The organism is Paracoccus sediminilitoris, from assembly GCF_003259195.1.
Taxonomy (GTDB): domain Bacteria; phylum Pseudomonadota; class Alphaproteobacteria; order Rhodobacterales; family Rhodobacteraceae; genus Paracoccus; species Paracoccus sediminilitoris.
Genome location: NZ_QJPK01000023.1, coordinates 26,247 through 52,397, shown reverse-complemented (window position 1 = coordinate 52,397; position 26,151 = coordinate 26,247). Strand labels below are relative to the sequence as shown.

Here is a 26,151-nt window from a genome sequence, read left to right as displayed (position 1 = left end):
CGGCCCCTCCAACGTTCCCGCCTTCGGTGAAGCGGTGTTTAGGCAAACCAACAAACAGACGCAAGCACAAAATTCACCGTTGTTACATCTTTTCTGAGAAAAACGCCAAAACGCCAGCAAACAACGTTATTTCAGGCATTCGAAAAACTCGGCCTTCCTCCCTACAGACGTGATCAAATGGGAATCCGATCAACCGAAACGCAAAAAGCGCGACCCGAACAGGCCGCGCTTTCGCAAAACACATCAAAGATCGTTGAAGAATCAGCGCTTCGAGAACTGGAAGCTGCGGCGTGCCTTGGCACGGCCATACTTCTTACGCTCGACCACGCGGCTGTCGCGGGTCAGGAAGCCTGCTGCCTTCAGCGCTGCGCGCAGGGCGGGCTGGTGCAGCTGCAGTGCCTGGCTGATGCCGTGCTTGACGGCACCGGCTTGGCCCGACAGACCGCCGCCCTTGACGGTTGCGGTCACGTCGTACTGCCCGGCAACGCCTGCGACGTCGAAGGGCTGACGCAGGATCATCTGCAGAACGGGACGCGCGAAATAAGCGTTGATGTCCTTGCCGTTCACGGTGACCTTGCCGGAGCCCGGCTTGACCCAGACCCGAGCAACTGCGTCTTTACGCTTGCCGGTCGCATAGGAACGACCAAGGTCGTCGATCTGCGCTTCGTGGACAACGGCGGTGGCTGCATCAGCCGAGGTGCCGGTGACGGCCGACTTCAGGTCGTCCAAGGTTTTGATGTCTTCGGCCATGCTCATGCGCTCCGGGTGTTTTTGGGGTTCAGGACCTTGACGTCCAGAACTTCGGGCTGCTGTGCTTCGTGACCATGCTCGGCGCCGGCATAGACACGCAGATGGGTCATCTGCTGCTTGCCCAGCTTGTTGCGGCTGATCATACGCTCGACGGCCTTGATCACCACGCGCTCGGGGTGGGCGCCTTCCAGGATCTGGCGTGCGGTGCGGTGCTTGATGCCGCCCGGGTGGCCGGTGTGCCAGAAGTATTTCTTGTCGTCACGCTTCTTGCCGGTCATCTGCACCTTGTCGGCGTTGATGATGATGACATTGTCGCCCATATCCATGTGCGGCGTGTAGCTGGGCTTGTGCTTGCCCCGCAGGCGGTTGGCGACGATCGTAGCAAGACGGCCCAGAACGACGCCTTCGGCGTCGATCAGGATCCACTTCTTCTCGATATCCGCCGGTTTTGCGGTAAAGGTTTTCATCTGTCGTCCCTTCAGGGTCGTAATCATTCGAGATGGGGGTGTATCGAAGATTGCGCCCCTTCCGTCAAGCCCGACATGCGCCAATATTTCCATCAAAAACAGTGACTTGAAATATAGGTAACAAAATACCCCACTTCGCATGCCCGGTCATCGCTGTTTCGGCGGAATCGAATAGGTCATCGAACAACGCGCCGCAGGCTCGGTCATGCCTTCCGATCGGATCAGGACATCGGCCACCGCCAGAACGCGCCCCAGTTTCAGGATGCGGCATTCCGCCAGCATATCGACCCCGGCCACGGGCTTGCGCATGAAATCGATCGAGGCATTCGTCGTCACCGCCAACCCCACCGGCCCGATCCGCGACAGAATCGCGCAATAGACCGCCAGATCCGCCAGCGCGAACATCGACGGACCGCTGACCGTTCCGCCCGGACGCAGATGGCCCTGCCCTACGCGCAGCCGCGCCACCAGACCATCCTCGCTCAGCGCATCGACAATATAATCCCCCGCCACTTGGGGAAATTCTGTTTCCAGAAAAGCGTTCAGTGCCGCCGCATCCATGACAATCGTCATGCTTCCCCCTCACATCCTTGCACCCACGCTGTCGTCAATCAGTAAGGGAATGCAAGACGGTCTGGTCGCCAAGGCAGTCCATGACCGTTCCCCTGCCCATACGGGATCCCAGGCATGAACTGATCCCCTTGGCCTGTTCGGGTCTCAGGAGTCCTGCAGGGCCAGGACCAGCTGGACGAAATCCTCGCCGCGTTTCTCGAAATTGGGGTACTGGTCAAAGCTGGCAGCCGCAGGGGCCAGCAGGACGGTGTCCCCAGCCTCTGCCTCGGCGGAGGCACGGGCCACGGCCTGTGCCATCGTCTCGCAGATCTCATGCGGGGTCTTGCCGATCTCCAGCGCGAAATCGCGGGCCGAATGACCGATCAGATAGGCCTTGGCGACATTGCCAAGATGGGGCGCCAACGCGCTGATGCCCCCTTCCTTGCCCAGACCCCCGGCGATCCAGCGGATCTGGCTGAAGGCCTGCAACGCCTTTGCCGCCGCATCGACATTTGTGGCCTTGCTGTCATTGACGTAACGCACGCCGTTGATCTCGGCGACGGTCTGGCTGCGATGGGGCAGCCCGGTAAAGCTGTGCAGCGCCGCCTCGATCTGGCGCGGCGCCAGCCCCACGGCACGACAGGCGGCATAGGCGGCACAGGCATTCTGATGGTTATGAGCGCCGGGCAACCCCTGGATCTGGCGCAGGTCAATCGAGGCCGCCTGCCGTCCCTTGCGGTATTCCGACAGGAACCCCTTGCGCGCAAAGACCGTCCAAGCCCCCTGCTCCAGCTTCTGCCCCGAAGAAATGCGGATCACCCGGTCATCGGTCGGCCCGACGGCCAGCTGCCCCGCCAGGTAAAGCCCCTCGGGCTCATCGACGCCGATCACGGCCCGATCCGGCCCGCCTTCGGCGAACAGCCGGCGCTTGGCCGCGAAATAGCCGCCATGACCGCTGTGCCGATCCAGGTGATCCGGCGACAGGTTGGTGAAGACCGCCACATCCGGCGTCAGCGCCCGCGCCAGGTCGGTCTGATAGCTGGACAGTTCCAGCACCACGACCTCTCCATCCGTTGCAGGCTCCAACGACAGGACGCCCGTCCCGATATTGCCGCCCATCTGGGTGGGCCGCCCGCATTCCTGCAGGATATGATGGATCAGCGCGGTGGTTGTCGACTTGCCGTTCGATCCGGTCACCGCGATCACGCGTGGCGCGCGATCGAAACTGTCCCAATCGGCGGTGGCATAGCTGCGAAAGAACAGCCCGATATCATTGTCCACCGGGATGCCAAGGCGATAGGCCTTTTCGATCACCGGATGCGGCGCGGGGTAAAGATGCGGGATCCCGGGACTGACGATCAGTGCGGTCACGCCGTGCCAGCTGTCGTCGCGCGTCAGATCCAGGATCCGCAAACCCGCATCCTGCGCGGCCTGGCGGGTATCGACCCCGTCATCCCATGCGACGACCTGCGCACCGCCGGCCGCAAGGGCCGCAGCCGTCGCCTTGCCGGAGCGGCCCAGGCCCAACACCGCGATGGTCTGGCCTTCAACGTCTTCAACGGGAATCATGCTGTCTTACCTGTACCGCAAATTGTCGCAACCTAGCGCAGCTTAAGCGTCGCCAGACCGATCAGCGCAAGGATCAAAGAGATGATCCAGAAACGGATGACGATCTGCGCCTCGCCCCACCCCTTCTTTTCGAAGTGGTGGTGGATGGGGGCCATCAGGAAGACGCGCTTGCCGGTCTTCTTGAAATAGAGGACCTGAATGATGACGCTCAGCGCCTCGACGACGAACAGGCCGCCGACGATGGCCAGGACGATCTCGTGCTTGGTGACGACAGCGATGGCACCAAGGGCGCCGCCCAAGGCAAGACTACCCGTGTCGCCCATGAAGACCGCCGCCGGGGGGGCGTTGTACCACAGAAAGCCTAGTCCTCCGCCGATGAGGGCAGCGACGAAGATCAGGATCTCGCCCGATCCGGGGACGTGGTGGACGCCAAGATATTCGGTGAAGTCGACACGCCCGACCGTATAGGCGATGACACCAAGCGTTCCGGCAGCAATCATCACTGGCATGATGGCCAGACCGTCCAGCCCGTCCGTCAGATTGACCGCATTGGCCGATCCCACGATCACGATCATCGCGAAGGGGATGAACAGGAAAGACATGTTGATCAGAACGTCCTTGAAGATCGGCAGGGCCAGCTGGTTGGACAGCTCGGCCGGGTGCAGCCAGCTGGCTGCGGCGGCGGCGAGCGCGGCGATCAGCAGGCCCAGCCCCATGCGGACCCGCGAACTGACGCCCTTGGTGTTGTGCTTCGAGACCTTGGCATAGTCGTCGGCAAAGCCGATCCCGGCAAAGCCCGCCGTCACCAGCAGCACGATCCAGACATAGCCGTTGTCCAGCCGTGCCCAAAGCAGCGTGGTGAACATCAGCGCCGACAGGATCAGCAGCCCGCCCATCGTGGGGGTGCCGGCCTTCGACAGATGGCTTTCGGGACCGTCGTCGCGGATCGGCTGGCCCTTCTTCTGGACACGTCGCAGATAGCTGATCAGGGGCTTGCCGAAGATGAAACCGAAGATCAGCGCGGTAAAGAACGCGGCCCCGGCCCGGAAGGTGATATAGCGGAAGAGGTTGAAGAAATCCCCCCCCTCGGACAGGTTGCTGAGCCAATACAGCATGGCGTTATTCCTTTTCTTGGGCGGCACGCGCGCGCAGCGCGTCGACCACCGTCGAGATCCGCGAGGATTTCGATCCCTTGACCAGCACCACATCCCCGGCTTGCACCAGCTGCGGCAGCATTTCGGCCAATTCAGTTGCGTTTTGCGCCCAGAGGCCGCGCTTGGCCACGGGCAATTCGTCGTGCAGATGCCGCATCAGCGGCCCTGCGCAATGCACCAGGTCAACCTGCGCCATGGCCGGATCGCCGGCCACGTCGCGATGCATGGCAATCTCGTCCGCACCCAGCTCCAGCATGTCGCCCAGGATGGCGACGCGTCGCTGGCCCGTCAGTCCCGCCAGCGTGGCCAGACCCGCTGCCAGTGATGCCGGATTGGCGTTGAAGGCATCGTCGATCAGCCGGATACCATCCAGATCCTCGACCGCGCCACGTCCCTTGGGGGGCTGCCAATCGGCCATCGCCTTGGCAGCCGCCTTGACGTCGGCCCCCGCAGCCGCCAGCGCAGCCAGAACCCCTACCGCATTCATGGCGAAATGCCTGCCGGTCGTAGGCAGCGCAAAGATCACGGTTTCGCCCTGGATACGGGCATGACAGTTCAGCTTGCCATCCACGATCTGCGCCCGCATCAGCTTGGCAGCACCCTGTTCGCCAAAGCCCACCAGGATCGCCCCCGCCTCGTCGGCGCAATCCCGCAGGATCTGGGTAACCGCCAGATCTTCGGGGATAATGGCGGTGCCGACAGCCTGAAGCCCTTGGAAGATGGCCCCCTTTTCGCGGGCGATGCCTTCGATCGCGCCGAAGGCCTGCAGATGCGCGGGCGCGACGGTGGTGATCATCGCCACATGGGGGCGGGCCATGCGCGACAGGGGCGCGATTTCGCCGGGATTGCTCATCCCGATCTCGATGATGGCGAAATCGGTGTCGGCGGGCATGCGCGCCAAGGTCAGCGGCACCCCCCAATGGTTGTTATAGCTGGCCTCGGCGGCATGAATGCGCCCCTGTCCCGCCAAGGCAACCCGTGCCATGTCCTTGGTCGAGGTCTTGCCGACCGATCCGGTGATCGCGATCACCTTTGCCCGGCTGCGGGCGCGTCCGGCGCGACCCAGATCCTCCAGCGCGGCCAGCACGTCCGGCACAATCAGCAGCGGCGCGTCCGGCGCGACGCCTTCGGGCCGATGGGTGACCATCGCGGCCCCGGCACCCTTGTCCAAGGCCTGCGCCACGAAATCATGCCCGTCGCGCGCCGCCTGCAAGGCCACGAACAGATCGCCCTTGGCGATAGTACGGGTGTCGATGGACACACCGTCCACCGACCAATCCCCCTGCGCCCGCCCGCCTGTGGCGGCGGCGGCTTCTGCCGCTGTCCAGAGGCTCATATCCGGCCGTCCAACGCGGCAACCGCGACCGAAGCCTGTTCGGCATCATCGAAGGGATAGACGTCGTGACCGACGATCTGGCCGGTCTCGTGTCCCTTGCCCGCGATCAGCAGTGCATCACCCGGCTGCAGCGCATCGACGCCGCGCAGGATCGCCTCGGCCCGGTCGGGAACCTCGGTGGCCTCGGGGCCGGCACCGGCCATCACGGCGGCGCGGATCAGCGCCGGATCCTCGGTCCGGGGATTGTCGTCGGTCACGATGACCACATCGGCATGGTCGCGTGCGGCCTGCCCCATCAGGGGCCGCTTGCCGGTGTCGCGATCGCCGCCCGCCCCCATCACCACGACGATGCGACCCATCACATGCGGGCGCAGCGATTGCAGCGCCGCGATCAGCGCACCGGGCTTGTGGGCGTAATCGACAAAGACCGCCGCGCCGTTTTCACGCTGCGCGGCCAGTTGCATCCGCCCCCGCACGGTCGCCAGATGCGGCAGCGTCGCGATGATCGCGTCCGCCGCATCGCCCGTGGCCAGGCACAGGCCCATCGCCGCCAGCACGTTTTCCGCCTGAAAGCCGCCGATCAGGCCCAACCGCACCATATGCGTCTGGCCCATCACCGAAAAACGCAGGTCCTGCCCGGTCGCGTCATAGCGCTGGCCCAGGATGCGCAGCATGGCGTCCGAATGGGTGCCGACCGTCGTGACCGCCAGACCGCGATCCGTGGCGATGTCCAGCATCTGGCGGCCGCGCGGGCTGTCGATATTGATGACCGCAGCCGCGCCGTCCTGCAGGATGTGATTGAACAACAATGCCTTGGCCGCGAAATATTCGTCAAAGCCCGCGTGGTAATCCAGATGATCCTGGCTGAAATTCGTGAAGGCCCCGGCCTGCACGCGAACCCCGTCCAGACGACGCTGGTCAAGACCGTGGCTGGATGCCTCCATCGCAGCATGGGTGACGCCTGCGCGGGTGGCTTCGGCCAGCACGCGGTGCAGGGTCAGCGGATCGGGCGTGGTATGGGCCAGCTTGGCGCTGTAATCGCCTTCGACCCCCATGGTGCCCAGGCTGATCGCGCCATGGCCCAGCATCTGCCAGATCTGGCGGGTAAAGCTGGCGACGCTGGTCTTGCCCGACGTGCCGGTCACCGCGACCAGATGTTCGGGCTGCCAGCGGAACCACAGCGACGCGGCGCTGGCCAGGGCCGCGCGCGGGTCCTCGGCCACGACCAATGCGCCATCCCAATCGGCCAGCAGGTCCGCCGCGATGCTTGCGCCCTCGCGGTCGGTCAGGATGGCGGCGGCCTCCATGCGCAGGGCGTATTGGATGAATTCGCCGCCGTGGACCGCCGATCCGGGCAGCGCCGCGAACAGGTGCCCCGGCTTGATCGTGCGGCTGTCGATCGACAGTCCGGTGATTTCGGGATCGCGCCCATCGCGTGCGCGCAACCCCAGTTGCGAAAGCGTCACTCTGTCCTGGCTCACAGTCCCACCCGTCATTGATTTGCGACGAGCTTTATCCCACTCGGTTCCTCGGGTTCAACACGGGGTTCGAACCGGGCACGGATCGTCGGCAGATTTTCGTCACCCTTGGGCGACAGACCCAGAAGCGGGCCGATGCGACGGATCAGCTCGGCCGCGACGGGAACGGTAGTGTTGCCCGCCGTGCGGCTTTCGCTGCCATAGGTAGTTTCGACGCTCGGTTCATCCAAGGACACGATCAGGACGTATTTCGGATCGCTGGCCGGGAAGGTCGAGGCAAAGGTCGCCATCACCTTGTTCTTGTAATATCCGCCACTGGGTCGCGGCTTGTCCGCGGTGCCGGTCTTGCCTGCGACCTCATAGCCCGGGACATCCGCCTGTCGGGCGGTCCCGCGGGTCACGACCTGGCGCAGCATGTCGATGGACATGGCAGCTGAACGCGGCGCCAGAATCTGTTCGCCCTCGGGGCGCTTGCGGCCATGAACCAGCGTCGGCGTCACGCGACGCCCGTTATTGGCGATGGTGGCATAGGCGCTGGCCAGATGAAGTGGGCTGGCGGCTAGGCCGTGGCCAAAACTGACGGTGGCTGCGGTCACGGCGGGCCAGCGCTTTGGCACCAGTGGCTGGCCGGTCGATGCTTCGACCAGCTCGATCGGGGTCGCATCGAACAGACCCAGCTTCTGCAGGAAATCCTTCTGTCGGTCGACGCCGATCATCTGCGCGACCCGCACCGTTCCCACGTTCGAGGATTTCACGATGATGTCCGTCGCGCTCAGAACGTCGCCGTAATTGTGGAAGTCGTTGATGCGAAACTTGCCGATTTGAATCGGCGTCTTGCCGCTGATCCCGGTCGAGGGATTGATCAGCCCCAGGTCCAGCGCCTGCGCGATCGGGAAGATCTTGAAGGTCGACCCCAGTTCGTACTGGCCCTGGACCACGCGGTTGAACAGCGGGCTGTCCGAGGGGTCCCCCGTCAGCAAGGGGCGCGGGCGGTCGTTGGGATCGAAATCGGGCAGGCTGACCATGGCCAGGACTTCGCCGGTGGCCACCTCCATCAGCACCCCTGCGGCGCCCTTGGCGTTCATCACGTCCATGCCCGAGGCCAGCACCTCCTCCATCGCCTGCTGCAGGGTCAGGTCGATGGAAAGCGACAGCGGCGCGCCGGAATTGGCCGGGTCGCGCAGCCACGCATCGAAGGCCTTCTCGACGCCGGCGATGCCGATCACTTCGGCGCTGTTCACGCCTTCGTTGCCAAAGCCCGATCCGCCCAGGATGTGACCCGCAACATCGCCATTGGGATAGATGCGCATCTCGCGCGGGCCGAACAGCAGTCCGGGTTCGCCGATATCATGGACCGCCTGCATCTGTTCGGGACTGATCTTGCGCTTGATCCACATGAACTTGCGGTTACCGGTGAAATCCTCCTTCAGCTGCTCCAGCTTCAGATCGGGAAAGATCCGGGCCAGTCCTTCGGCCGCCGCGATCGGATCGACCATCTGATGGGGATGGGCATAGATCGAATGCGTCAGCAGGTTCGTCGCCAGAATGCGCCCACGCCGGTCGGTGATGTCGGCGCGCTGCGACATGATCTGCGATGACAGCACCTGGGCGCGCGGCTCGGACGGCTGGCTGGAAGCCAAGGCCCCCATCCGCACGCCCACCGTTCCGAAGGCCAGCAGGAAACATCCCGCCATCAGCATCAGCCGCCCCTCGGCGCGGCGGCGGGCACGGTCCTGCAGGGCCTCGTGGCGCAGGCGCCTGTTCTCGGCCTCGATATCGTCGGGGTCCTCGCCACGTTCGCGCGCGCGCAGGATGCGGGCCAAGGGACGCAAGGGAGTGCGGATCATGGCTGAACCTCGGGGGTTGCAATGCCTTCCAGAACGACCAGCGGATCGACCGGAGGAGGCGGTTTGGGATAATCGATATTGTCGAGCGAGATGAACTGCCCCGTCTCGACCGGGATCAGTTGCAGGCGGTCAAAGTTCAGATCGACCAGCTGGCGCAGGCGCTCAGGACGGTTCAGATAGGCCCATTCGGCGCGCAGGACGCCCAGTTCCTCGCGCAGGGATGCGATCTGGCGCTGGACCTGCGCCATCTCTCCGATGGCGGCCTGAGTGGCATAGTTTTCGCGATAGGCCCAGAAGGCCAGACCCATCACCACCAATATCCCGGCGAAATAGGTGATCGAACGCATCAGCCCTTCCCCTTGCCCGGCAGGCGCGGCATGGCCAGCGCCTTGGCATCGACATCGCCCGCCGGGGCATCAGTGCGCACGCCCACCCGCAACAGCGCCGAGCGCGCACGCGGGTTCACGTCCAGTTCCTCGGGGTCGGGACCGATGGCGCGGCGGAAGGGCATGGTGAAGGCTGGCGTCACCAGCTCGGTCACCGGCGCATAGCGGTTCCCCGCCCCGCCGGCATCGGACCGCGCCTGCAGGAAGCGCTTGACGATCCGGTCCTCCAGCGAATGGAAGCTGACGACCGCCAGCTGCCCGCCGGGCTTCAGCGCGCGTTCGGCCGCGGAAAGCCCCGCGACCAGCTGGCCGAATTCGTCATTCACCCAGATGCGGATCGCCTGAAAGCTGCGCGTCGCGGGATGGCTCTGCCCGAATTTCGGGCGCGGCAGGCAGGATGCGACCACTTCGGCCAATTGCGCGGTGCGGGTCAGCGGACGTGCCGCGACGATCGCCTTGGCGATGCGGCGCGAGGCGCGTTCCTCTCCGTAATGATAAAGGACATCGGCGATCACGCTTTCTTCAGCGGTGTTCAGCAGATCGGCGGCCGAAGGCACATCGCCCCCCATCCGCATGTCCAGCGGTCCGTCGCGCATGAAGGAAAAGCCGCGATCGGCCTGATCCAGCTGCATCGAGCTGACGCCCAGATCCAGGACCACCCCGTCCAGCTTTTCGCCGGCCAGCCGGTCCATGTCGGAAAACGTGCCCTCGACCAGCTGCAGTCGGTCGCCATGATCGCCGCGCCATCCCTCGGCCATCGCAAAGACGGAAGGGTCGCGGTCAACGCCGATGACCTTGTCGGCCCCGGCGGCCAGCAGACCGCGGGCATAGCCCCCCGCGCCAAAGGTGCCGTCCAGCCAGACGCCGCCGACCGGCGCGACAGCGCGCAGCAGCGGGTTCAGAAGAACGGGGATATGCGGATCGGCCATGGGCTTACCCCTGTTCGGATTGATGCAGGAATGCACGGGGGTCAAAGCCCGCTCCGTGCTGTGCGGTGAATTCTTCAAGCGCCTCGACATCCTTGGGTCGGGAATCGGGCGCATAGACCTGGACGTAATCCCCGCGCGATTCGAAGATCGTTTCCGACCCTTCGGAAAAGCCCAGCTTTTCGCGAAGCTTCGCAGGCAGCACCAGGCGGCCTTCGCGGTCGATCTCAAGGTCGGTGGATTGTCCGTTCATCAACAGCTCCAGCCAGCGGCGTTCCTGGCTGCCGCGGGTCAGTCGGTCGATCTGTTCGTCGATCTCTTCGATGGCCTCGATGCTGTAGAGTTCCAGCCAGTTCCACCAATCGGGGCCATAGACGGCGACCAGCTGGGTGCGGCCGTTCGCAGCGGATGCGAAACCGGGATCACCGGCGTCGAAGACGCGTCTGAGGCGCGCGGGAATCGACATGCGACCCTTGCTGTCAACCTTGACGGTTTCGGTGCCTCTGAACTTACGCGCCACCTTTGCGTCCGCCCTCACTGTCCTGCCCCTTTCGGACCTCCGAAAGAGAAAGGGCGGACCGAGCTGCTGCCACTGCCCGATCCGCCGCCCTCGTTCCCGTTACCCGGGCCCCTTTGCGGGGTTGGTCGCCTGCCCTGTCGCGCGCCACCTTGGGGTTGGTGCTGCTCGCACGCGCGGGCCGGTCTATTTGGAAAACGGATGCCTGTATGAAGTCTGCTTCGCCTTCACGGGGTCTTTGGTGCCCCGTTTCTCTGCCCGTTTTCGTGATCTGGTTGTGGCATGGGAATTCATGGGAAGCAACGGTATTATTGGGCCATGCATCGCATTCCGCCGATGCAAAAACCTGCATATACGGCATCGAATCGCCACAATTCCAAAATTTTGCACAACTTATGGTATAGTTGCATTTGGACAACACCAAATATGGAAATTTATTGAGCGGGGCGTTTTTTGGCGAACTGCGGCAGCTTCAGCACAGTTTAAAGTTGATCAAGCGCGAACTGCGGAAATTTTCGACGAAATCTCCTCGACTGCTCACGGGACATCACGAAAAAGGGAGGCCGCATGTCGCGACCTCCCGTGAATTCCCGACCGTCCCGTCCCCTCCCGTGGGAATCAGGCGATACCACCCTCGATCAGCCGCTCGGCAAGCCGGGCATAGGCTTCGGCCACCTTTCCCTCGCCCAAGGCGACCGGACGCCCCGAGTCGCCCGCCAGGCGCACCTCCAGCTCCAGCGGCAGCTCGCCCAGGAAGGGCAGCCCCAACGTCTCCGCCTCGGTGGCGACACCACCATGGCCGAACAGATGCGCCTCGTGACCGCAACTGGGACATATGTAAGAAGACATGTTCTCGATCAGACCCAGCACGGGCGTCTTCAGCTTGCCGAACATGTCGATGGCGCGGCGCGCATCCAACAGTGCCACGTCCTGCGGCGTCGACACGATGATCGCCCCCGTGACGGGCGCCTTCTGACACAGGCTCAGCTGCACATCCCCCGTGCCCGGCGGCAGGTCGATCAGCAGGACATCCAGCTCGCCCCAGTTCACCTGCTGCAGCAACTGCTGCAAAGCACCCATCAGCATGGGGCCGCGCCAGACCAGCGCCTCGCCCTCCTTCAACATCAGACCGATGGACATAACCGTGACGCCATGGGCATGCAGCGGTTCGATCCGCTGGCCGTCGGGACTGGCGGGGCGACCGGACAACCCCATCATCCGCGGCTGCGACGGACCATAGATGTCTGCATCCAGCAGTCCGACCTTGCGACCTGCGCGGGCCAAGGCCACGGCAAGGTTCGAGGTGACAGTCGATTTGCCAACACCGCCCTTGCCCGAACCGATGGCGATGATGTTGCGAACGCCGGGAATCGCCTGAGGTCCCGCCTGCGGCTTGGGATGGCCGCCGATCTTCAGCGAAGGCGCATCGCCCGACACGGCCTTCGGGGGCGCGGGCTTGGCGGGGGCGGTCATGACGATCTGGACGGCCGTCACCTCGGGCAGGGCGGCGACGCGGGCCTTGGCCTCGACCTCGACGGGTTCATAGGCCTTGGCGGTGGCGGCATTTTCGACCTCGAGGACGAATCGCACCGTCCCCGCATCGATGGAAATGGCCCTGACAATATCGGCCGCACCCAGCGTTCCCCCCTGTGGAAGGGGAATATCCGAGATTGCCGTAAGGATCGCTTCGCGGGAAACGGGCATGTGAAAAACCTGTGTCTTGTTTGCTGGACACCATGAAGCACAGAAGCCAGCGCCTCAACACCCCCTGCGACAAACTGGTCCCGCTATGCACTAACCGCTTTCAATTGCTGCGATTTTGCAGTCGCAGCGTGACCGCTAACGAATGTATTGTTTCAATTTTATGACGTCATATCATCGACAAGGCAGCTGATAGGTCAGGAATAGTCATGCGTTTGCTGCATGGCAGCATTCGCAAACCGTGCGTTGTGCATCGCGGCGCCAAGGTCCATCTTCATCCCAACGAAACGCCGTACCAATCCGGGTCCGGCAGACGAGATGAACCGAAAGGATACCCACCATGGCTGTTTTCGCCCAAGCACAGAACGTCACCGTTGACACCGGTCTTCGTGGCCGTTTTCTGACCGCGATCCAGCGTATGCAGGAAAACCGCGCCCGCCGCGCCGTTTACCGCCAGACCGTGCGTGAACTGAATGCGCTGACGACCCGCGATCTGGATGATCTGGGCATCAACCGCACCATGATCACCCGCCTGGCACGCGAAGCCGCATACGGCTCGGCCCAGTAAGAATTCGAATTCCTGGCCACCTCCTCCTCCCTGTGGTCAGGACTGGCGACATCCCTTTCTCCTCCTCCCTGAGGGATGTCGCCCAAAGTTACGCAGGAACCCGATCCTCCTCCCCGGGTTTCACGCGGAAGGCGGCGACCTCCTCCTCCCCCCTGAGGTCGCCGCACCAGACATAGCCGCCCCATTCGCGGCAACCAAATACGCCGGGTCTCCTCCTCCTCCCTGAGACCCCGGTGTTCGCGGTGAAGGCCCTCCTCCTCCCTGGCCAACACCGCACCCCAAACGCGGCCCCTCCTCCTCCCTGGGCCAGCGTTGCGCGGCGACCCCCTCCTCCTCCCTGGGGTCGCCGCATCAGACATAGCCGCCCCATTCGCGGCAATCAGATACGCCGGGTCTCCTCCTCCTCCTCCCTGAGGCCCCGGTGTTCGCGGTGAAGGCCCTCCTCCTCCCTGGCCAACACCGCACCCCAAACGCGGCCCCTCCTCCTCCCTGGGCCAGCGTTGCGCGGCGACCCCCTCCTCCTCCCTGGGGTCGCCGCATTTTCATTTCAGCGGAACCCTGCACCTGATCGCGCATTTCCATCTGGAACATGCGAACCGGAGGCATCATGATTCTGCGCAAGGGCACCAAGGTCGAATGGGACTGGTCCGGCCACACTGCGACCGGCAAGATCACCGAAATCTTCCAAGATGACGTCAGCCGCCAGATCAAGGGCAGCACCGTCACCCGCAAGGCCAGCAAGGATGATCCCGCCTATCTGATCGAACAGGATGACGGTGACCGCGTGCTGAAAAGCCGGTCCGAATTGAAACGCGCAGATTGACGTCTTTTCGCGCCCGCAGAAGGGCGCTAAGCGTGGCTGATGCTCAGTTATCAACACGCCTATCACGCAGGGAATCTGGCCGATTTGCACAAGCACGCGCTGCTTGCGGTGGCCATGGAATACCTGGCCCGCAAGGACAAGCCGCTGTCCTATCTGGAAACCCATGCCGGCCGAGGCCTCTATGACCTGACCGGGGCCGAAGCTTTGAAGACCGGAGAGGCCAAAGCGGGCATAACCCGCGCCACCGCCGATGGCTGGTTGCCCGACGACCATCCGCTGATGGATGCCTTGGCCGCAATTCGGCGGTCGCGCGGTGCCCATGTCTATCCCGGTTCACCTCTGGTTGCCGCCCATTTCATCCGTCCCGACGACCGCATTCATCTGGCCGAACTGCACCCCGCGGAACATCAGGCCCTGCGCGCGGTGGCAGGTTTTGCTACCCTGCATGCCCGTGACGGGTTCGAGATGGCGCAGGCGCAATGCCCGCCGACCCCCCGGCGCGGCATGATGCTGATCGACCCCAGCTATGAGATCAAGGCCGAGTATGACATCGTCCCCCGCCAGATCGGCCTCTTGGCGCGCAAGTGGAATGTCGGCGTCATCGCCCTATGGTATCCGATCCTGACGGATCACCGGCATCTTGCGATGACAGCGCAGCTGACCAGCCAGTTCCCCGACGCCCTGCTGTCCGAGGTCGGCTTTCCGCCCGCGCGTCCGGGCCATTCCATGATCGGGTCCGGCATGTTCGTGATCAACCCGCCTTGGGGCCTGACCGAGGAAGCCCGCAGGCTGGAAGCGGTCTTCCGCAGCCGCGCCTGACAAGATGCATCACGGGGATTCCCCCGCCGGTTGCGCTGTGGCATGATCCGCAGTGCCAAAAGGAACAACCCCATGCCTCAACGCCTGTCGATCGGCGCGACCGTCTATCTTGTCGTCATCTGCGCGCTTGGTCTCTATTTCGCCTTCGCGGCCGTGCAGGGGCCCTCGGGCATCCTGCGCCGCATCCAGATCGAAGCCGAGACCGCGGAACTGGAAAGCCAGCGTGACGCCCTGCGGGCCGAGGTCGAGCAGATCCAGAACCTGACCCACCGCCTGTCGGACGATTATCTGGATATCGACCTGCTGGACGAACGTGCCCGCGAGGTGCTGGGACTGCTGCGTTCGGATGAAATCATCCTGCGCTAAGCTGCGTCGCGGGCGATTTTGACCGGCATTGCACGGCTGCAACCGATGGGTTACGGATTAGTTTAACGCTGAACTATCCCTACCACGCTCCAGGAGGATACGCCGCATGGCCAGGAAACCCAGCCCCCAGACGGAGGCGCCTTCGAACATATCGAAGGACGAGCTGCTGCAATATTATCGGGACATGCTGTTGATCCGCCGATTCGAGGAAAAGGCCGGACAGCTTTACGGCATGGGCCTGATCGGTGGGTTCTGCCACCTCTATATCGGTCAGGAGGCCGTGGTCGTGGGACTGGAAGCCTGCGCCAAGGAAGGCGACAAGCGGATCACCAGCTATCGCGACCATGGGCACATGCTGGCCTGCGGCATGGAAGCCCGCGGCGTCATGGCCGAGCTGACCGGCCGCGAGGGCGGCTATTCCAAGGGCAAGGGCGGCAGCATGCACATGTTCAGCCGCGAAAAGCATTTCTATGGCGGCCACGGTATCGTCGCGGCCCAGGTGCCGCTTGGGGCGGGCCTGGCATTCGCTGACAAGTATCTGGGCAATGACAACGTCACCTTCACCTATTTCGGTGACGGGGCCGCGAACCAGGGCCAGGTCTACGAGACCTACAACATGGCCGCCCAGTGGGACCTGCCGGTCATCTTCGTGATCGAGAACAACCAGTATGCCATGGGCACCAGCGTCAAGCGCTCGACCAAGTCGACGACGCTGTTCGGCCGAGGCCAGGCTTTCGGGATCGAGGGTGAGCAGGTCGACGGCATGGACGTGATGGCGGTGAAGGCAGCCGGCGAAAAGGCCGTGGCCCACTGCCGTGCGGGCAAGGGCCCCTATATCCTGGAAGTGATGACCTATCGCTATCGCGGACACTCGATGTCCGACCCGGCCAAGTACCGGACCCGCGAGGAAGTCCAGAAGATGCGCGACGAACGCGATCCGATCGAGAACATCCGCGAACTGCTGCTGCAGGGCAAGCATGCCTCCGAGGAAGAGCTGAAGGCGCTGGACAAGGAAATCAAGGACGTCGTCAACGACTCCGCCGAGTTCGCCAAGGAAAGCCCCGAGCCCGCCCTGGATGAGCTCTGGACCGACATCTATGCCACCGAACTGCCGCAGGGCAGTGCCGAAGAAAACGCCTGAGGGGGTGACGTAACATGGCTACCGAAATCCTGATGCCTGCCCTGTCCCCCACGATGGAGGAAGGCACGCTTGCGAAATGGCTGAAGAAGGAAGGCGACGAGGTCAAATCCGGCGACATCCTGGCCGAGATCGAGACCGACAAGGCCACGATGGAGTTCGAGGCTGTCGATGAAGGCATCCTGGGCAAGATCCTTGTCCAGGAAGGCGAACAGGGCGTCAAGGTCAACACGCCCATCGCCGTCCTGATCGAGGAAGGCGAAAGCGCCGACGACATCGAGGCCCCGGCCGAAGCCGAAGCCCCCGCCGAAGCCGCGCCTGCCGAAAAGCCCACTACCTCGGCCGTGGAAGAGGTCAAGACCCCTGCCCCCGACACCAGCCCCGACTGGCCCGAGGGCACCAAGATGAAGACCATGACCGTGCGCGAGGCGCTGCGCGAGGCCATGGCGGAGGAAATGGAACGCGACGAGACCGTCTTCCTGATGGGCGAAGAGGTCGGCGAATACCAGGGTGCCTACAAGATCAGTCAGGGCCTGCTGGACAAGTTCGGTCCGCGCCGGGTCGTCGATACCCCGATCAGCGAAATCGGCTTTGCCGGCATCGGCACGGGGGCGGCGCTGGCCGGCCTGCGCCCGATCGTGGAATTCATGACCTTCAACTTCGCCATGCAGGCGATGGACCACATCATCAACTCGGCTGCAAAGACGCTTTACATGTCGGGCGGTCAGATGGGTGCGCCGATGGTCTTCCGCGGCCCGAACGGCGCCGCCGCCCGCGTGGGTGCCCAGCACAGCCAGGATTACGCCGCATGGTTCGCCGCCATTCCCGGCCTGAAGGTCGTGATGCCCTATTCGGCAGCCGACGCCAAAGGTCTGATGAAGCAGGCGATCCGCGATCCGAACCCGGTGATCTTCCTGGAAAACGAGATCCTCTATGGCCGCAGCTTCGAGGTCCCGGACCTTGAGGACTTCACCATCCCCTTCGGCAAGGCCCGCATCGCCCGCAAGGGTGACGATGTGACCATCGTCAGCTTTGGCATTGGCATGGCCCACGCACTGGAAGCCGCCGACAAGCTGGCCGAAGAGGGCATCGAGGCCGAGGTCATCGACCTGCGGACCCTGCGCCCGCTGGATTACGGCTCGATCCTGGAATCGGTCAAGAAGACCAACCGCTGCGTCACCGTCGAGGAAGGCTTCCCCGTCGGGTCGATCGGCAACCACATCTCGGCGTGGCTGATGGAGAACGCGTTCGACTATCTGGACGCGCCGGTCATCAACTGCACCGGCAAGGACGTGCCGATGCCCTATGCCGCAAACCTGGAAAAACACGCGCTGATCACGCCCTCCGAGGTCGTCGAAGCCGTGAAAAAAGTCACCTACAAGTAAGGGAGGCAACGCGATGCCCACGGAAATCCTGATGCCCGCGCTGTCCCCCACGATGGAGGAAGGCACTCTGGCCAAATGGCTGGTGAAAGAGGGCGACGAGGTCAAATCCGGCGACATCCTCGCCGAGATCGAGACCGACAAGGCCACGATGGAGTTCGAGGCCGTCGACGAAGGCAAGATCGGCAAGATCCTGATCGCCGAAGGCACCTCGGGCGTGGCGGTCAACACCGCCATTGCCGTGCTGCTGGAGGACGGCGAATCCGCCGATGACATCTCGGCCCCGAAAGCGGATGCCAAGTCGGATGTCAAGGCCGACAGCGCCCCCGCCGAAGCCCCGCGCGAAGTGCAGGGCGAGGCGGATCGCGACATCTCGCCCGCGAAGGCCGCGGCGCCTGCGCCCAAGGCCGAAGACGGCGGCCGCATCTTCGCCTCGCCCCTGGCGCGGCGGATTGCGGCCAATAAGGGGCTGGACCTTTCGGCCATCAAGGGCTCGGGCCCGCGCGGTCGGATCGTGAAGGCCGATGTGGAGAACGCCAAGCCGGGCGCAGCCCCTGCCAAGGCCGATGCCACACCTGCCGCAGCCCAAGCCCCCGCGGCGGCAGCCCCCGCACAGGCCCCCAAGGGTCTGTCCACCGATGCCGTCATCAAGATGTATGCCGACCGCGAGACGACCGAGGTTCAGCTGGACGGCATGCGCCGCACCATCGCCGCACGTCTGACGGAGGCCAAGCAGACCATCCCGCATTTCTATCTGCGCCGCTCGGCCAAGCTGGATGCGCTGATGGAGTTCCGCGCCACTCTGAACAAGCAACTGGAGGGTCGCGGCGTCAAGCTGTCGGTCAACGACTTCATCATCAAGGCATCGGCCTTGGCCCTGCAGCAGGTTCCGGATGCGAATGCGGTCTGGGCGGGCGACCGCATCCTGAAACTGACGCCTTCGGACGTGGCCGTCGCCGTGGCCATCGATGGCGGTCTGTTCACCCCGGTCCTGAAGGACGCGCATCAAAAGACGCTGTCCACCCTCTCGGCCGAGATGAAGGATCTGGCAGGACGCGCCAAGTCCAAGAAGCTGGCCCCGCATGAATACCAGGGCGGCAGCTTTGCAATCAGCAACCTGGGCATGTTCGGGATCGAAAATTTCGATGCCGTCATCAACCCGCCGCATGGCGCGATCCTGGCTGTTGGCGCGGGCGTCAAGACCCCCGTGGTCGAAGGCGACCAAGTCGTCATCCGCAACGTGATGTCGATGACGCTGTCGGTCGACCACCGCGTGATCGACGGAGCGATGGGGGCCCAGCTGCTGGAGGCGATCGTCGCCCATCTGGAAAACCCGATCGGCATGCTGGCCTGACGACCCATCCGGATAGCCGGTTCTCTATACCGATGCACTGATCGACACAGGCGGTACGGCAACCTAGCCTACCGCCTGTGTCATTTGTTTGCCCGCCCACGCAGGCTGGCAGGTTTCAGTCAATGGTATCGGTATCCGACAAAGGAGGATCGTGATGATCCGGAAACCCGTTTTTGCCCTGATCGCAATTGCAGCGTTGGCTGCCTGTACGCCCCGAAATTTCGAATCCCCGCCTGTGATGGTGGACACACCCCAAGGGCCGGTGACCTGCCAGCTTTACACGTCCGGGCTGACCGATTGGGATCGGGCGACGGATTCCCCGGCAGGCATGTCGATGGCGGAGGCCGACGCATATTGCAAGCGCGAAGGCGTGGCCCGCCAGTAGGGCCCCACTTCGCTTTGCCAAAAAAGAAGGGCCGCGCTTGGCGATCAAGCGCGGCCCCTTTCATGTCATCAGGACTATCGTATCAGGACACGGCCTTGACGATCGCCTTGACAAAGTTATCCAGATCATCGGGATTGCGGCTGGTGATGACGCCGCGATCCTCGATCACGGATTGATCGACGACCTCGGCCCCGGCATTGCGGATGTCGCTGCGGATCGAGGTGAAGCTGGTCATCTTGCGACCCTTGACCAGGCCCGCTTCGACCAGCAACCAAGGTGCGTGGCAGATGGCCGCGACCGGCTTTCCGGCTTCGGCAAAGGCCTTGATCAGGCCAACGGCCTTGTCATCAACGCGCAATGTGTCGGGGTTGATGACGCCGCCCGGCAGGACCAATGCGTCGAAACCTTCGGGGGTCTGGTCCGCGATGGCCAGGTCGGCATCGACGGTCTTGCCCCAATCGTCCTTGTCCCAAGCCTTGATCGGGCCGACCTTGGGTGCGGCGATATGGACCTCGTGGCCGGCGGATTTTAATTGCTCCAGCGGAACGAACAGTTCGGATTGCTCGAACCCGTCGGATGCCATGATCAGAATATTGGCCATGTTCGGTCTCCTTTGCCTCATGCCTTGTTGGGCAGTCAATGCGAAGGGGCGGGCCACAGTTCCTAGAAGGTGATCGTGACGCCAGGCAGTCTCAGCTCGGTGATCAGGTCGCGCAATTCCTGACGCGCCGCGATATGGGACATGGACAGGGTTTCGGTCCCGACATCCTTCAGGTCCAGCAGGGTCAGCCCGCGCGGGAACAGTTCGCGAAAGATGACGCGTTCGGAAAAACCCGGTGCGACCCGAAATCCGATGCGCTTGGAGAGGGATGCCAGCGCCCCCCCGACCTTGCGCTTGTTGTGCATCTGCTGCGTCCCAAGGCGATTGCGCAGGACCAGCCAGTCGATGGGTCCGGCCCCCGCCTGCCCCCGCATCTGGCGCGCGTTCCAGACCATCTCGGCATAGATCGACGGGCCCAAGACCTCTCCGTCGGGCGACATCCGGGCCAGCAGGTCGAAATCGACAAAGCTGTCGTTCAACGGCGTGATCAGCGTATCCGCGACCGTATGCGCCATCTGGCTGAGCCTGGTATGCGAACCCGGACAGTCCAACAGAATGAAATCGCATTGCTTTTCCAGCAGCTCCAGCGCGGGGGTCAGCGGGTCCGACCCCTCGCCCAGCTGCGCCAAGACGGGCATGGGCAGGTCGATGCCTTCGCGGGCGCGGAAGGCGCTGCGGTTTTCCAGATAGCGCCCAAAGCTGCGCTGGCGCACGTCCAAGTCAAGGCCGCCGACGGTATGGCCCATGCGCGCCAATGCCGTGGCCACATGCATGGAGGTGGTCGATTTTCCCGACCCGCCCTTTTCGTTTCCGACCACGATGATATGCGCCACTGGTCGCCTCTTGTCCTGTCCCTTGTCGCGAACCTAACTGTCGGACGGGGCGAAGGAAAGTCACCGCGCACAACCGCATCACGAATGGTTGCGCAACGTCGTGATACGGTCACGCGGGCGGGGCGGCCCGCGCGCTCAGGCGCCCGTCGATCATCGCCAGCCCCAGCCCGATGACAGCCATGCCCAGCACCTGAACGGCCCCCAGGCTTTCCCCCAGGAACAACCAGGCCAGCAGAATTGCCGAGACCGGCACCAGAAAGGTGACCAACGAAATGTTCGTGGCCCCTGCCCGGCCCAGGATGCGGAAGAACAGCACATAGGCCAGCCCGGTACACAGCGCCCCAAGGATCAGCACCGACAGCCAGACCCGCCCCGGCACATCAGTGGGCGGCATGCCGTCCACCATCAGCGCCAGAGGCAACAGCACAACGCTGGACCCAGTAACCATCCCCGCTGCCGTGACCACCGGATCGATCCCGCGCCTGCGGAACTGCCTGCCAAAGGCCGCAGCGCAGGCATAGCTGATCGCCGCCCCCAGCATCGCGACCTGCGGCAGGATGCCGTGATCCATTCCCGACGCGCGGTCCAGCCCGATCATCACGGCGACGCCCCCCAGACCCGTGGCGACCCCCGCCAGCCGCATCAGGCTGGCGCGCTCATCGCTCAGCACCAAGGTCGAGACCAGCACGGTGAACAACGGCGTCGTCGCGTTCAGGATCGAGGCCAGCCCCGCCGGGATCGAGGCCTGCGCCCAGACGATCAGCCCGAAGGGGATCGCGTTGTTCAGCACACCCATCACCAGAAACGCCCCCCACAGTCCGGTGTCGCGCGGCACGTGACGCCCCGTGGCCAGCACGATCGCCCACAGGACCAAGGCCGCCACCGCCACACGGATGGCCACGATGCTCAGCACCGGCAGATGTCCGACGATCACCCCGATCAGGAAAAAGGACCCGCCCCAGATCAGCGACAGCAGCAGAAGCTGGCCCCAATCGGCAGCACCCATGCGGGCGCTGATGGCATGCGGGGCGGCGACGTTCATGCCTGTCGGCCTAGCATGTAGAATTCGTCATTGGGGCGGATGTCGCCCGCATTCACCAGCCGGTTCGACATGCCGAAGAAGGCGGCGATGGCGCCGATGTCCCAGACCTCGTCGGCGGTGAAACCCGCCTGCGCCAGCGCCTGATGGTCGGCATCCTCGATCTCCTGCGCGGCAAGCGCGACCTTCTCGGCATAGCGCAGCATGGCCCGCTGCCGGTCGGTCAGGTCGGCCTTGCGCCAGTTCACGGCCACCTGATCCGCGATTAGCGGGTTTTTGGCCCTGATGCGCAGAATGGCCCCATGCGCCACGACGCAATACTGGCACCGGTTCAGGCCGCTGGTCGCCACCACGATCATTTCGCGTTCGGCCTTGGTCAGGCCGTCATCCTTGTCCATCAGCGCATCGTGATAGGCAAAGAAGGCCCGGAATTCCGCCGGGCGATGCGCCAGGGCCAGAAAGACATTGGGCACGAAGCCCGATTTTTCCGACACCTTTGCAATGGTGTCGCGGATGTCCTGGGGAAGGCTGTTCAGATCAGGGACGGCAAAGCGGCTGATGGGATGGGTCATGGGATTCTCCTCGGGCCGCAGCCTGCCCCAGCGGGTGCGCGAACGAAAGTCCCCTCAGGCGGGACGGCGCAGGACCGTCAACGCCGCCTGAACCTTGGGCGTGCGGTGCAAGTCCACATGGCTGACGATCCACAGGGTGCTGTCCCATTCCGGCAGCGACATCGCCTCGACCAGGCCCTCGGCGCGATCGGGGGCCAACGGACCGATCGCCAGCCCCTGGCGGATCACCATTTCACGGGCCATCGGATCATTGGCGGTCAGCAGGATATTGCGCGGTTCCAGCCGCGCCTCCAGCCAGCGCATCAGGGGGGCGTTCCGCGCCTCGGGGCCCGGCAGGGCAAAGCGGTGGTCGCGCAGCTGGGTCAGGGGGCCGTGCCGGTCAAGATAGCCTTGCGTGGCGAAAAGCGCGTGGTGGATGCGGCCCATCGGCACGACGACATAATCGGGCTGGGTGGGCTTCGAGCCAGCGCGGATCGCGACATGCGCTTCTCCGGTGGCCAGGCGGAACAGACGCGCATCGGTCAGATAGGTCAAGCGCAGGTCGGGATGGCGGGTCGTCAGATCGGCCAGCCGCGGGATCACCATGCTGGCCATCTCGGGCAGGACGGTGACGATCAGCTCACCCTCGATGCGTTGCGCGCTGCCGGCGATCTGGGCGGCCATCTGCGCAAAGCGCTGGTCGGTCACGTCGGCGGTCGCCAACAGGGTGCGCCCGGCCTCGGTCAGGGCATAGCCGCGCGGGTGGCGCTGGAACAGGCGGGCCTGCAGCGCCGCCTCCAGCGCGTCGATGCGGCGGATGACGGTGGCGTGGTGCACGCCCAGATCGGCCGCCGCCCCGCTGACGGTGCCGGTCCGCGCCACGGCCAGCGCCACGCGGATATCGTCCCAACTTTCGATGGTCATGTGCGCTCCTGCACAGGTGATGCGCGATTATGGGCCTTTCGTTCGCAGGTGCATAGCCATAGATCCAAGGCAACAGAAAATCGTCTTGAAGGAGCCGACCATGCATATCCTCCATATCGACAGCGCCGTGACCGGTTCGGATTCGGTGACGCGCCAGCTGACCGCCGACATCGCAGATCGCCTGAAGCAGGCCAATCCCGATGCCACCGTCACCTATCGCGACCTGAACAAGGGCGTTCCGGCCATCGACAACACCTGGTACGAATCCGTGCGCAAGGGCGTGGACGAACCGACCGCCGCCCAGAAGGACCGGATCTCGGACAGCGACAGCCTGCTGGGCGAGGTGCAGGAGGCCGACACGCTGATCATCGGCCTGCCGATCTACAACTTCACCCTGCCCGCACCGCTGAAGAGCTGGCTGGACCAGATCGCGCGCGCCGGGGTCAGCTTCCGCTACACCGAAAACGGCCCCGAGGGTCTGTTGAAGAACAAGCGCGCCATCGTGGCCTATGCCTCGGGCGGGACGCCCTTCGGGTCGGAGATGGACTTCGCCTCGGACTACATGCGCCACATGCTGGGCTTTCTGGGCATCACGGACGTGTCCTTCGTGGCCGCCGACCGCCTGATGATGGACCGCGATGCGTCCCTGGCCCGCGCCAAGGAAGACATGGACAAGATCGCCGCCTGATCGGCGCGGATATCGGAGACGGCCCCCAAGGTTGACTTGGGGGCCGTTTCTCTGTAACAGACCCAAGATTCCCGGAAGGATAGCCTTCCGGTCCCCGTCAGATGCGGGGATCGCCCCCCGTCAGCGCGTCGCGCCCACGGGGGCAAAACCGTATTTGGACCGCAGGAGGCCCGGCCTATGTTCGAGAACCTTTCCGACCGTTTGGGCGGCGTCTTCGACCGGCTGACCAAGCAGGGTGCCTTGACCGAAGACGACGTCGCCGCCGCCATGCGCGAGGTGCGCGTCGCGCTGCTGGAGGCCGACGTGTCCCTGCAGGTCGCGCGCAGCTTCGTGAAATCGGTCACCGCCAAGGCGACCGGCGCGTCTGTCACGAAATCGGTTAGCCCCGGCCAGCAGGTGGTCAAGATCGTCCATGACGAACTGATCAAGGTGCTGCAGGGCGAAGGCGAACCCGACGCGCTGCGCATCGACAACCCGCCCGCCCCGATCCTGATGGTCGGTCTGCAGGGTTCGGGCAAGACGACGACGACTGCCAAGCTGGCCCTGCGCCTGAAGGACCGCGAGAAGAAGCGCGTGCTGATGGCGTCTCTGGACACCAACCGCCCCGCGGCGATGGAGCAGCTGGCCATCCTGGGCCAGCAGATCGGCGTCGACACGCTTCCCATCGTCAAGGGCGAGACCGCCCCCCAGATCGCCAAGCGCGCCAAGACGCAGGCATCCCTGGGCGGCTATGATGTCTTCCTGCTGGATACTGCCGGTCGTCTGCATATCGACGAAGTGTTGATGGATGAAGTCCAGGCCGTACGCGATATCGCCCAGCCCCGCGAAACGATCCTCGTCGTCGATGGCCTGACCGGCCAGGACGCGGTGAACGTCGCGACCGAATTCGACGGCAAGGTCGGCATCAGCGGCGTCGTCCTGACCCGCATGGACGGCGACGGTCGCGGCGGCGCGGCCCTGTCGATGCGTGCCGTGACCGGCAAGCCGATCCGCTTCGTGGGCCTTGGCGAAAAGATGGACGCGCTGGAAACCTTCGACGCCGAACGCGTCGCGGGTCGTATCCTCGGCATGGGCGACATCGTGGCCCTGGTCGAAAAAGCGCAACAGGTGCTGGAGGTCGAACAGGCCGAACGCATGATGAAGCGCTTCCAGAAGGGCCTGTTCAACATGAACGACCTGCGCGGCCAGCTGGAGCAGATGCAGAAGATGGGCGGCATGCAGTCGGTCATGTCGATGATGCCGGGCATGGCCAAGATGGCCAAGCAGGCCGAGGCCGCCGGTTTCGACGACAAGGTGGTCCGCCATCAACTGGCGCTGATCAGTTCGATGACCAAGAAGGAACGGGCCAATCCGGACCTTCTGCAGGCCAGCCGCAAGAAGCGCATCGCCGCCGGTGCGGGCCTTGAAGTGTCCGAGCTGAACAAGCTGCTGAAGATGCAGAAGCAGATGGCCGACACGATGAAGAAGCTGGGCAAGATGGGCAAGGGCGGCATGATGAAGCAAGCCATGCGCGCCATGACCGGCAAGGGCGGCGGCCTGCCCGACATGGACAACATGGACCCCGCCAAGATGGCCGAGGCCCAGAAGATGCTGCAGGACCCCAAGGGTCTTGGCGGTCAGCTGGGCCGCGCCGGCCTGCCCAGTGGCCTTGGCGGCCTTTTCGGCAAGAAATGACCATGACCGATACCCCCGAACAGGCCCTGCGTGCCGCCGAGATCCTGGCCGAACATCGCGCCAGCATCGACCGCCTGGACGCCATTCTGGTCTATACGCTTGCCGAAAGGTTCAAGCACACCCAGTCCGTCGGCAAACTGAAAGCCGAACACGACCTTCCTCCCTCGGATCCGACGCGCGAAGCGCAGCAGATCGAGCGGCTGGAACGCCTCGCGCGCGAGGCCGATCTGAACCCGGAATTCGCGCGCAAATTCCTGAATTTCGTGATCGCCGAAGTCATTCGGCACCATGAACGACTGCAACCCTGACGCATCGCGTCACGA

Annotated in this window: 28 protein-coding genes; 11 read left to right on the top strand and 17 right to left on the bottom strand. The window is 64.1% G+C overall.

The features are described 5' to 3' along the window. Positions 1 to 261: 261 nt before the first annotated feature. The 12 genes from rpsI to DKT70_RS14400 form a co-directional block, all read right to left on the bottom strand. Positions 262 to 750 carry a 30S ribosomal protein S9 gene (gene rpsI / locus DKT70_RS14455; protein WP_072298517.1) on the bottom strand — a complete coding sequence of 163 codons (489 nt, stop codon included), beginning with the start codon at positions 748 to 750 and terminating at the stop codon, positions 262 to 264. A 2-nt stretch (positions 751 to 752) separates the two neighbouring features. Beyond that, a complete protein-coding gene (gene rplM, locus DKT70_RS14450; RefSeq protein WP_072298516.1) occupies positions 753 to 1,217 on the bottom strand; it encodes a 50S ribosomal protein L13 in 465 nt (154 codons plus the stop codon). Positions 1,218 to 1,364: 147 nt separating this feature from the next. Next, positions 1,365 to 1,790, bottom strand: coding sequence for a PaaI family thioesterase (locus tag DKT70_RS14445; protein WP_111559800.1), 426 nt, complete (start codon positions 1,788 to 1,790; stop codon positions 1,365 to 1,367). Positions 1,791 to 1,934: 144 nt separating this feature from the next. Beyond that, complete coding sequence (gene murD, locus DKT70_RS14440; protein WP_111559799.1) at positions 1,935 to 3,338, bottom strand: UDP-N-acetylmuramoyl-L-alanine--D-glutamate ligase; 1,404 nt, start codon at positions 3,336 to 3,338, stop codon at positions 1,935 to 1,937. Between the two features lie 32 nt (positions 3,339 to 3,370). Continuing rightward, on the bottom strand, positions 3,371 to 4,453 hold the full coding sequence (mraY, locus tag DKT70_RS14435; protein ID WP_111559798.1) for a phospho-N-acetylmuramoyl-pentapeptide-transferase: 1,083 nt from the start codon (positions 4,451 to 4,453) through the stop codon (positions 3,371 to 3,373). 4 nt (positions 4,454 to 4,457) lie between these two features. Beyond that, positions 4,458 to 5,828 (bottom strand): UDP-N-acetylmuramoyl-tripeptide--D-alanyl-D-alanine ligase, encoded by a 1,371-nt coding sequence (locus DKT70_RS14430; protein ID WP_111559797.1) that lies wholly within the window; start codon positions 5,826 to 5,828, stop codon positions 4,458 to 4,460. Further along, positions 5,825 to 7,324, bottom strand: coding sequence for a UDP-N-acetylmuramoyl-L-alanyl-D-glutamate--2,6-diaminopimelate ligase (locus DKT70_RS14425; RefSeq protein WP_199559613.1), 1,500 nt, complete (start codon positions 7,322 to 7,324; stop codon positions 5,825 to 5,827). The genes DKT70_RS14430 and DKT70_RS14425 overlap by 4 nt, the downstream gene beginning before the upstream one ends. Next, positions 7,321 to 9,153 (bottom strand): peptidoglycan D,D-transpeptidase FtsI family protein, encoded by a 1,833-nt coding sequence (locus DKT70_RS14420; protein ID WP_111559795.1) that lies wholly within the window; start codon positions 9,151 to 9,153, stop codon positions 7,321 to 7,323. The genes DKT70_RS14425 and DKT70_RS14420 overlap by 4 nt, the downstream gene beginning before the upstream one ends. Further along, positions 9,150 to 9,500 (bottom strand): cell division protein FtsL, encoded by a 351-nt coding sequence (ftsL, locus tag DKT70_RS14415; protein ID WP_111559794.1) that lies wholly within the window; start codon positions 9,498 to 9,500, stop codon positions 9,150 to 9,152. Before ftsL ends, DKT70_RS14420 begins: the two co-directional genes overlap by 4 nt. After that, on the bottom strand, positions 9,500 to 10,468 hold the full coding sequence (rsmH, locus tag DKT70_RS14410; protein ID WP_111559793.1) for a 16S rRNA (cytosine(1402)-N(4))-methyltransferase RsmH: 969 nt from the start codon (positions 10,466 to 10,468) through the stop codon (positions 9,500 to 9,502). The genes ftsL and rsmH overlap by 1 nt, the downstream gene beginning before the upstream one ends. Before the next feature lie 4 nt (positions 10,469 to 10,472). Beyond that, on the bottom strand, positions 10,473 to 10,985 hold the full coding sequence (locus DKT70_RS14405) for a division/cell wall cluster transcriptional repressor MraZ (RefSeq protein WP_158530064.1): 513 nt from the start codon (positions 10,983 to 10,985) through the stop codon (positions 10,473 to 10,475). Positions 10,986 to 11,600: 615 nt separating this feature from the next. Beyond that, positions 11,601 to 12,686 (bottom strand): Mrp/NBP35 family ATP-binding protein, encoded by a 1,086-nt coding sequence (locus DKT70_RS14400; RefSeq protein ID WP_111559791.1) that lies wholly within the window; start codon positions 12,684 to 12,686, stop codon positions 11,601 to 11,603. A 337-nt stretch (positions 12,687 to 13,023) separates the two neighbouring features. On the opposite strand from DKT70_RS14400, the gene DKT70_RS14395 reads away from it, so the two are divergent. From DKT70_RS14395 to DKT70_RS14360, 8 genes are all read left to right on the top strand, one after another. Beyond that, positions 13,024 to 13,251, top strand: coding sequence for a DUF1127 domain-containing protein (locus tag DKT70_RS14395; protein WP_199559612.1), 228 nt, complete (start codon positions 13,024 to 13,026; stop codon positions 13,249 to 13,251). 607 nt (positions 13,252 to 13,858) lie between these two features. Beyond that, a complete protein-coding gene (locus DKT70_RS14390) occupies positions 13,859 to 14,074 on the top strand; it encodes a hypervirulence associated TUDOR domain-containing protein (RefSeq protein ID WP_111559790.1) in 216 nt (71 codons plus the stop codon). Between the two features lie 39 nt (positions 14,075 to 14,113). Beyond that, the gene (locus DKT70_RS14385) at positions 14,114 to 14,893 is read left to right on the top strand and encodes a 23S rRNA (adenine(2030)-N(6))-methyltransferase RlmJ (protein WP_111559789.1); all 780 of its coding nucleotides are present in this window, start codon (positions 14,114 to 14,116) and stop codon (positions 14,891 to 14,893) included. A gap of 72 nt (positions 14,894 to 14,965) precedes the next feature. Beyond that, positions 14,966 to 15,259 (top strand): FtsB family cell division protein, encoded by a 294-nt coding sequence (locus tag DKT70_RS14380; RefSeq protein ID WP_072298504.1) that lies wholly within the window; start codon positions 14,966 to 14,968, stop codon positions 15,257 to 15,259. Between the two features lie 106 nt (positions 15,260 to 15,365). Further along, positions 15,366 to 16,400, top strand: coding sequence for a pyruvate dehydrogenase (acetyl-transferring) E1 component subunit alpha (gene pdhA / locus DKT70_RS14375; protein WP_072298503.1), 1,035 nt, complete (start codon positions 15,366 to 15,368; stop codon positions 16,398 to 16,400). Between the two features lie 14 nt (positions 16,401 to 16,414). After that, on the top strand, positions 16,415 to 17,782 hold the full coding sequence (locus DKT70_RS14370; protein WP_111559788.1) for a pyruvate dehydrogenase complex E1 component subunit beta: 1,368 nt from the start codon (positions 16,415 to 16,417) through the stop codon (positions 17,780 to 17,782). A gap of 13 nt (positions 17,783 to 17,795) precedes the next feature. Then, complete coding sequence (locus tag DKT70_RS14365) at positions 17,796 to 19,133, top strand: pyruvate dehydrogenase complex dihydrolipoamide acetyltransferase (protein WP_111559787.1); 1,338 nt, start codon at positions 17,796 to 17,798, stop codon at positions 19,131 to 19,133. Between the two features lie 154 nt (positions 19,134 to 19,287). Then, the gene (locus DKT70_RS14360) at positions 19,288 to 19,518 is read left to right on the top strand and encodes a hypothetical protein (RefSeq protein WP_233490595.1); all 231 of its coding nucleotides are present in this window, start codon (positions 19,288 to 19,290) and stop codon (positions 19,516 to 19,518) included. Positions 19,519 to 19,600: 82 nt separating this feature from the next. On the opposite strand, the gene DKT70_RS14355 is transcribed toward DKT70_RS14360, so the two are convergent. The 5 genes from DKT70_RS14355 to DKT70_RS14335 all read right to left on the bottom strand — a co-directional run bounded on the left by DKT70_RS14355 (position 19,601) and on the right by DKT70_RS14335 (position 23,466). After that, complete coding sequence (locus tag DKT70_RS14355) at positions 19,601 to 20,119, bottom strand: type 1 glutamine amidotransferase domain-containing protein (protein ID WP_111559786.1); 519 nt, start codon at positions 20,117 to 20,119, stop codon at positions 19,601 to 19,603. A 62-nt stretch (positions 20,120 to 20,181) separates the two neighbouring features. Beyond that, positions 20,182 to 20,952: a division plane positioning ATPase MipZ gene (locus DKT70_RS14350; protein WP_111559785.1), complete on the bottom strand. Its 771-nt coding sequence runs from the start codon at positions 20,950 to 20,952 to the stop codon at positions 20,182 to 20,184. A 109-nt stretch (positions 20,953 to 21,061) separates the two neighbouring features. Then, entirely contained in the window at positions 21,062 to 21,994 is a 933-nt protein-coding gene (locus DKT70_RS14345; protein WP_233490594.1) for a DMT family transporter, read from the bottom strand. Beyond that, the gene (locus DKT70_RS14340) at positions 21,991 to 22,563 is read right to left on the bottom strand and encodes a peroxidase-related enzyme (protein ID WP_111559784.1); all 573 of its coding nucleotides are present in this window, start codon (positions 22,561 to 22,563) and stop codon (positions 21,991 to 21,993) included. Before DKT70_RS14340 ends, DKT70_RS14345 begins: the two co-directional genes overlap by 4 nt. 54 nt (positions 22,564 to 22,617) lie before the next feature. Next, the gene (locus DKT70_RS14335) at positions 22,618 to 23,466 is read right to left on the bottom strand and encodes a LysR family transcriptional regulator (protein ID WP_111559783.1); all 849 of its coding nucleotides are present in this window, start codon (positions 23,464 to 23,466) and stop codon (positions 22,618 to 22,620) included. Between the two features lie 100 nt (positions 23,467 to 23,566). Between DKT70_RS14335 and DKT70_RS14330 the strand changes: the two genes are divergently transcribed. The 3 genes from DKT70_RS14330 to DKT70_RS14320 all read left to right on the top strand — a co-directional run bounded on the left by DKT70_RS14330 (position 23,567) and on the right by DKT70_RS14320 (position 26,136). Next, positions 23,567 to 24,154 carry an FMN-dependent NADH-azoreductase gene (locus tag DKT70_RS14330; RefSeq protein ID WP_111559782.1) on the top strand — a complete coding sequence of 196 codons (588 nt, stop codon included), beginning with the start codon at positions 23,567 to 23,569 and terminating at the stop codon, positions 24,152 to 24,154. A gap of 177 nt (positions 24,155 to 24,331) precedes the next feature. Continuing rightward, positions 24,332 to 25,828 (top strand): signal recognition particle protein, encoded by a 1,497-nt coding sequence (gene ffh, locus DKT70_RS14325; protein ID WP_072298496.1) that lies wholly within the window; start codon positions 24,332 to 24,334, stop codon positions 25,826 to 25,828. 2 nt (positions 25,829 to 25,830) lie between these two features. After that, positions 25,831 to 26,136, top strand: coding sequence for a chorismate mutase (locus tag DKT70_RS14320; protein WP_072298495.1), 306 nt, complete (start codon positions 25,831 to 25,833; stop codon positions 26,134 to 26,136). The last annotated feature ends 15 nt before the right edge of the window (positions 26,137 to 26,151 follow it).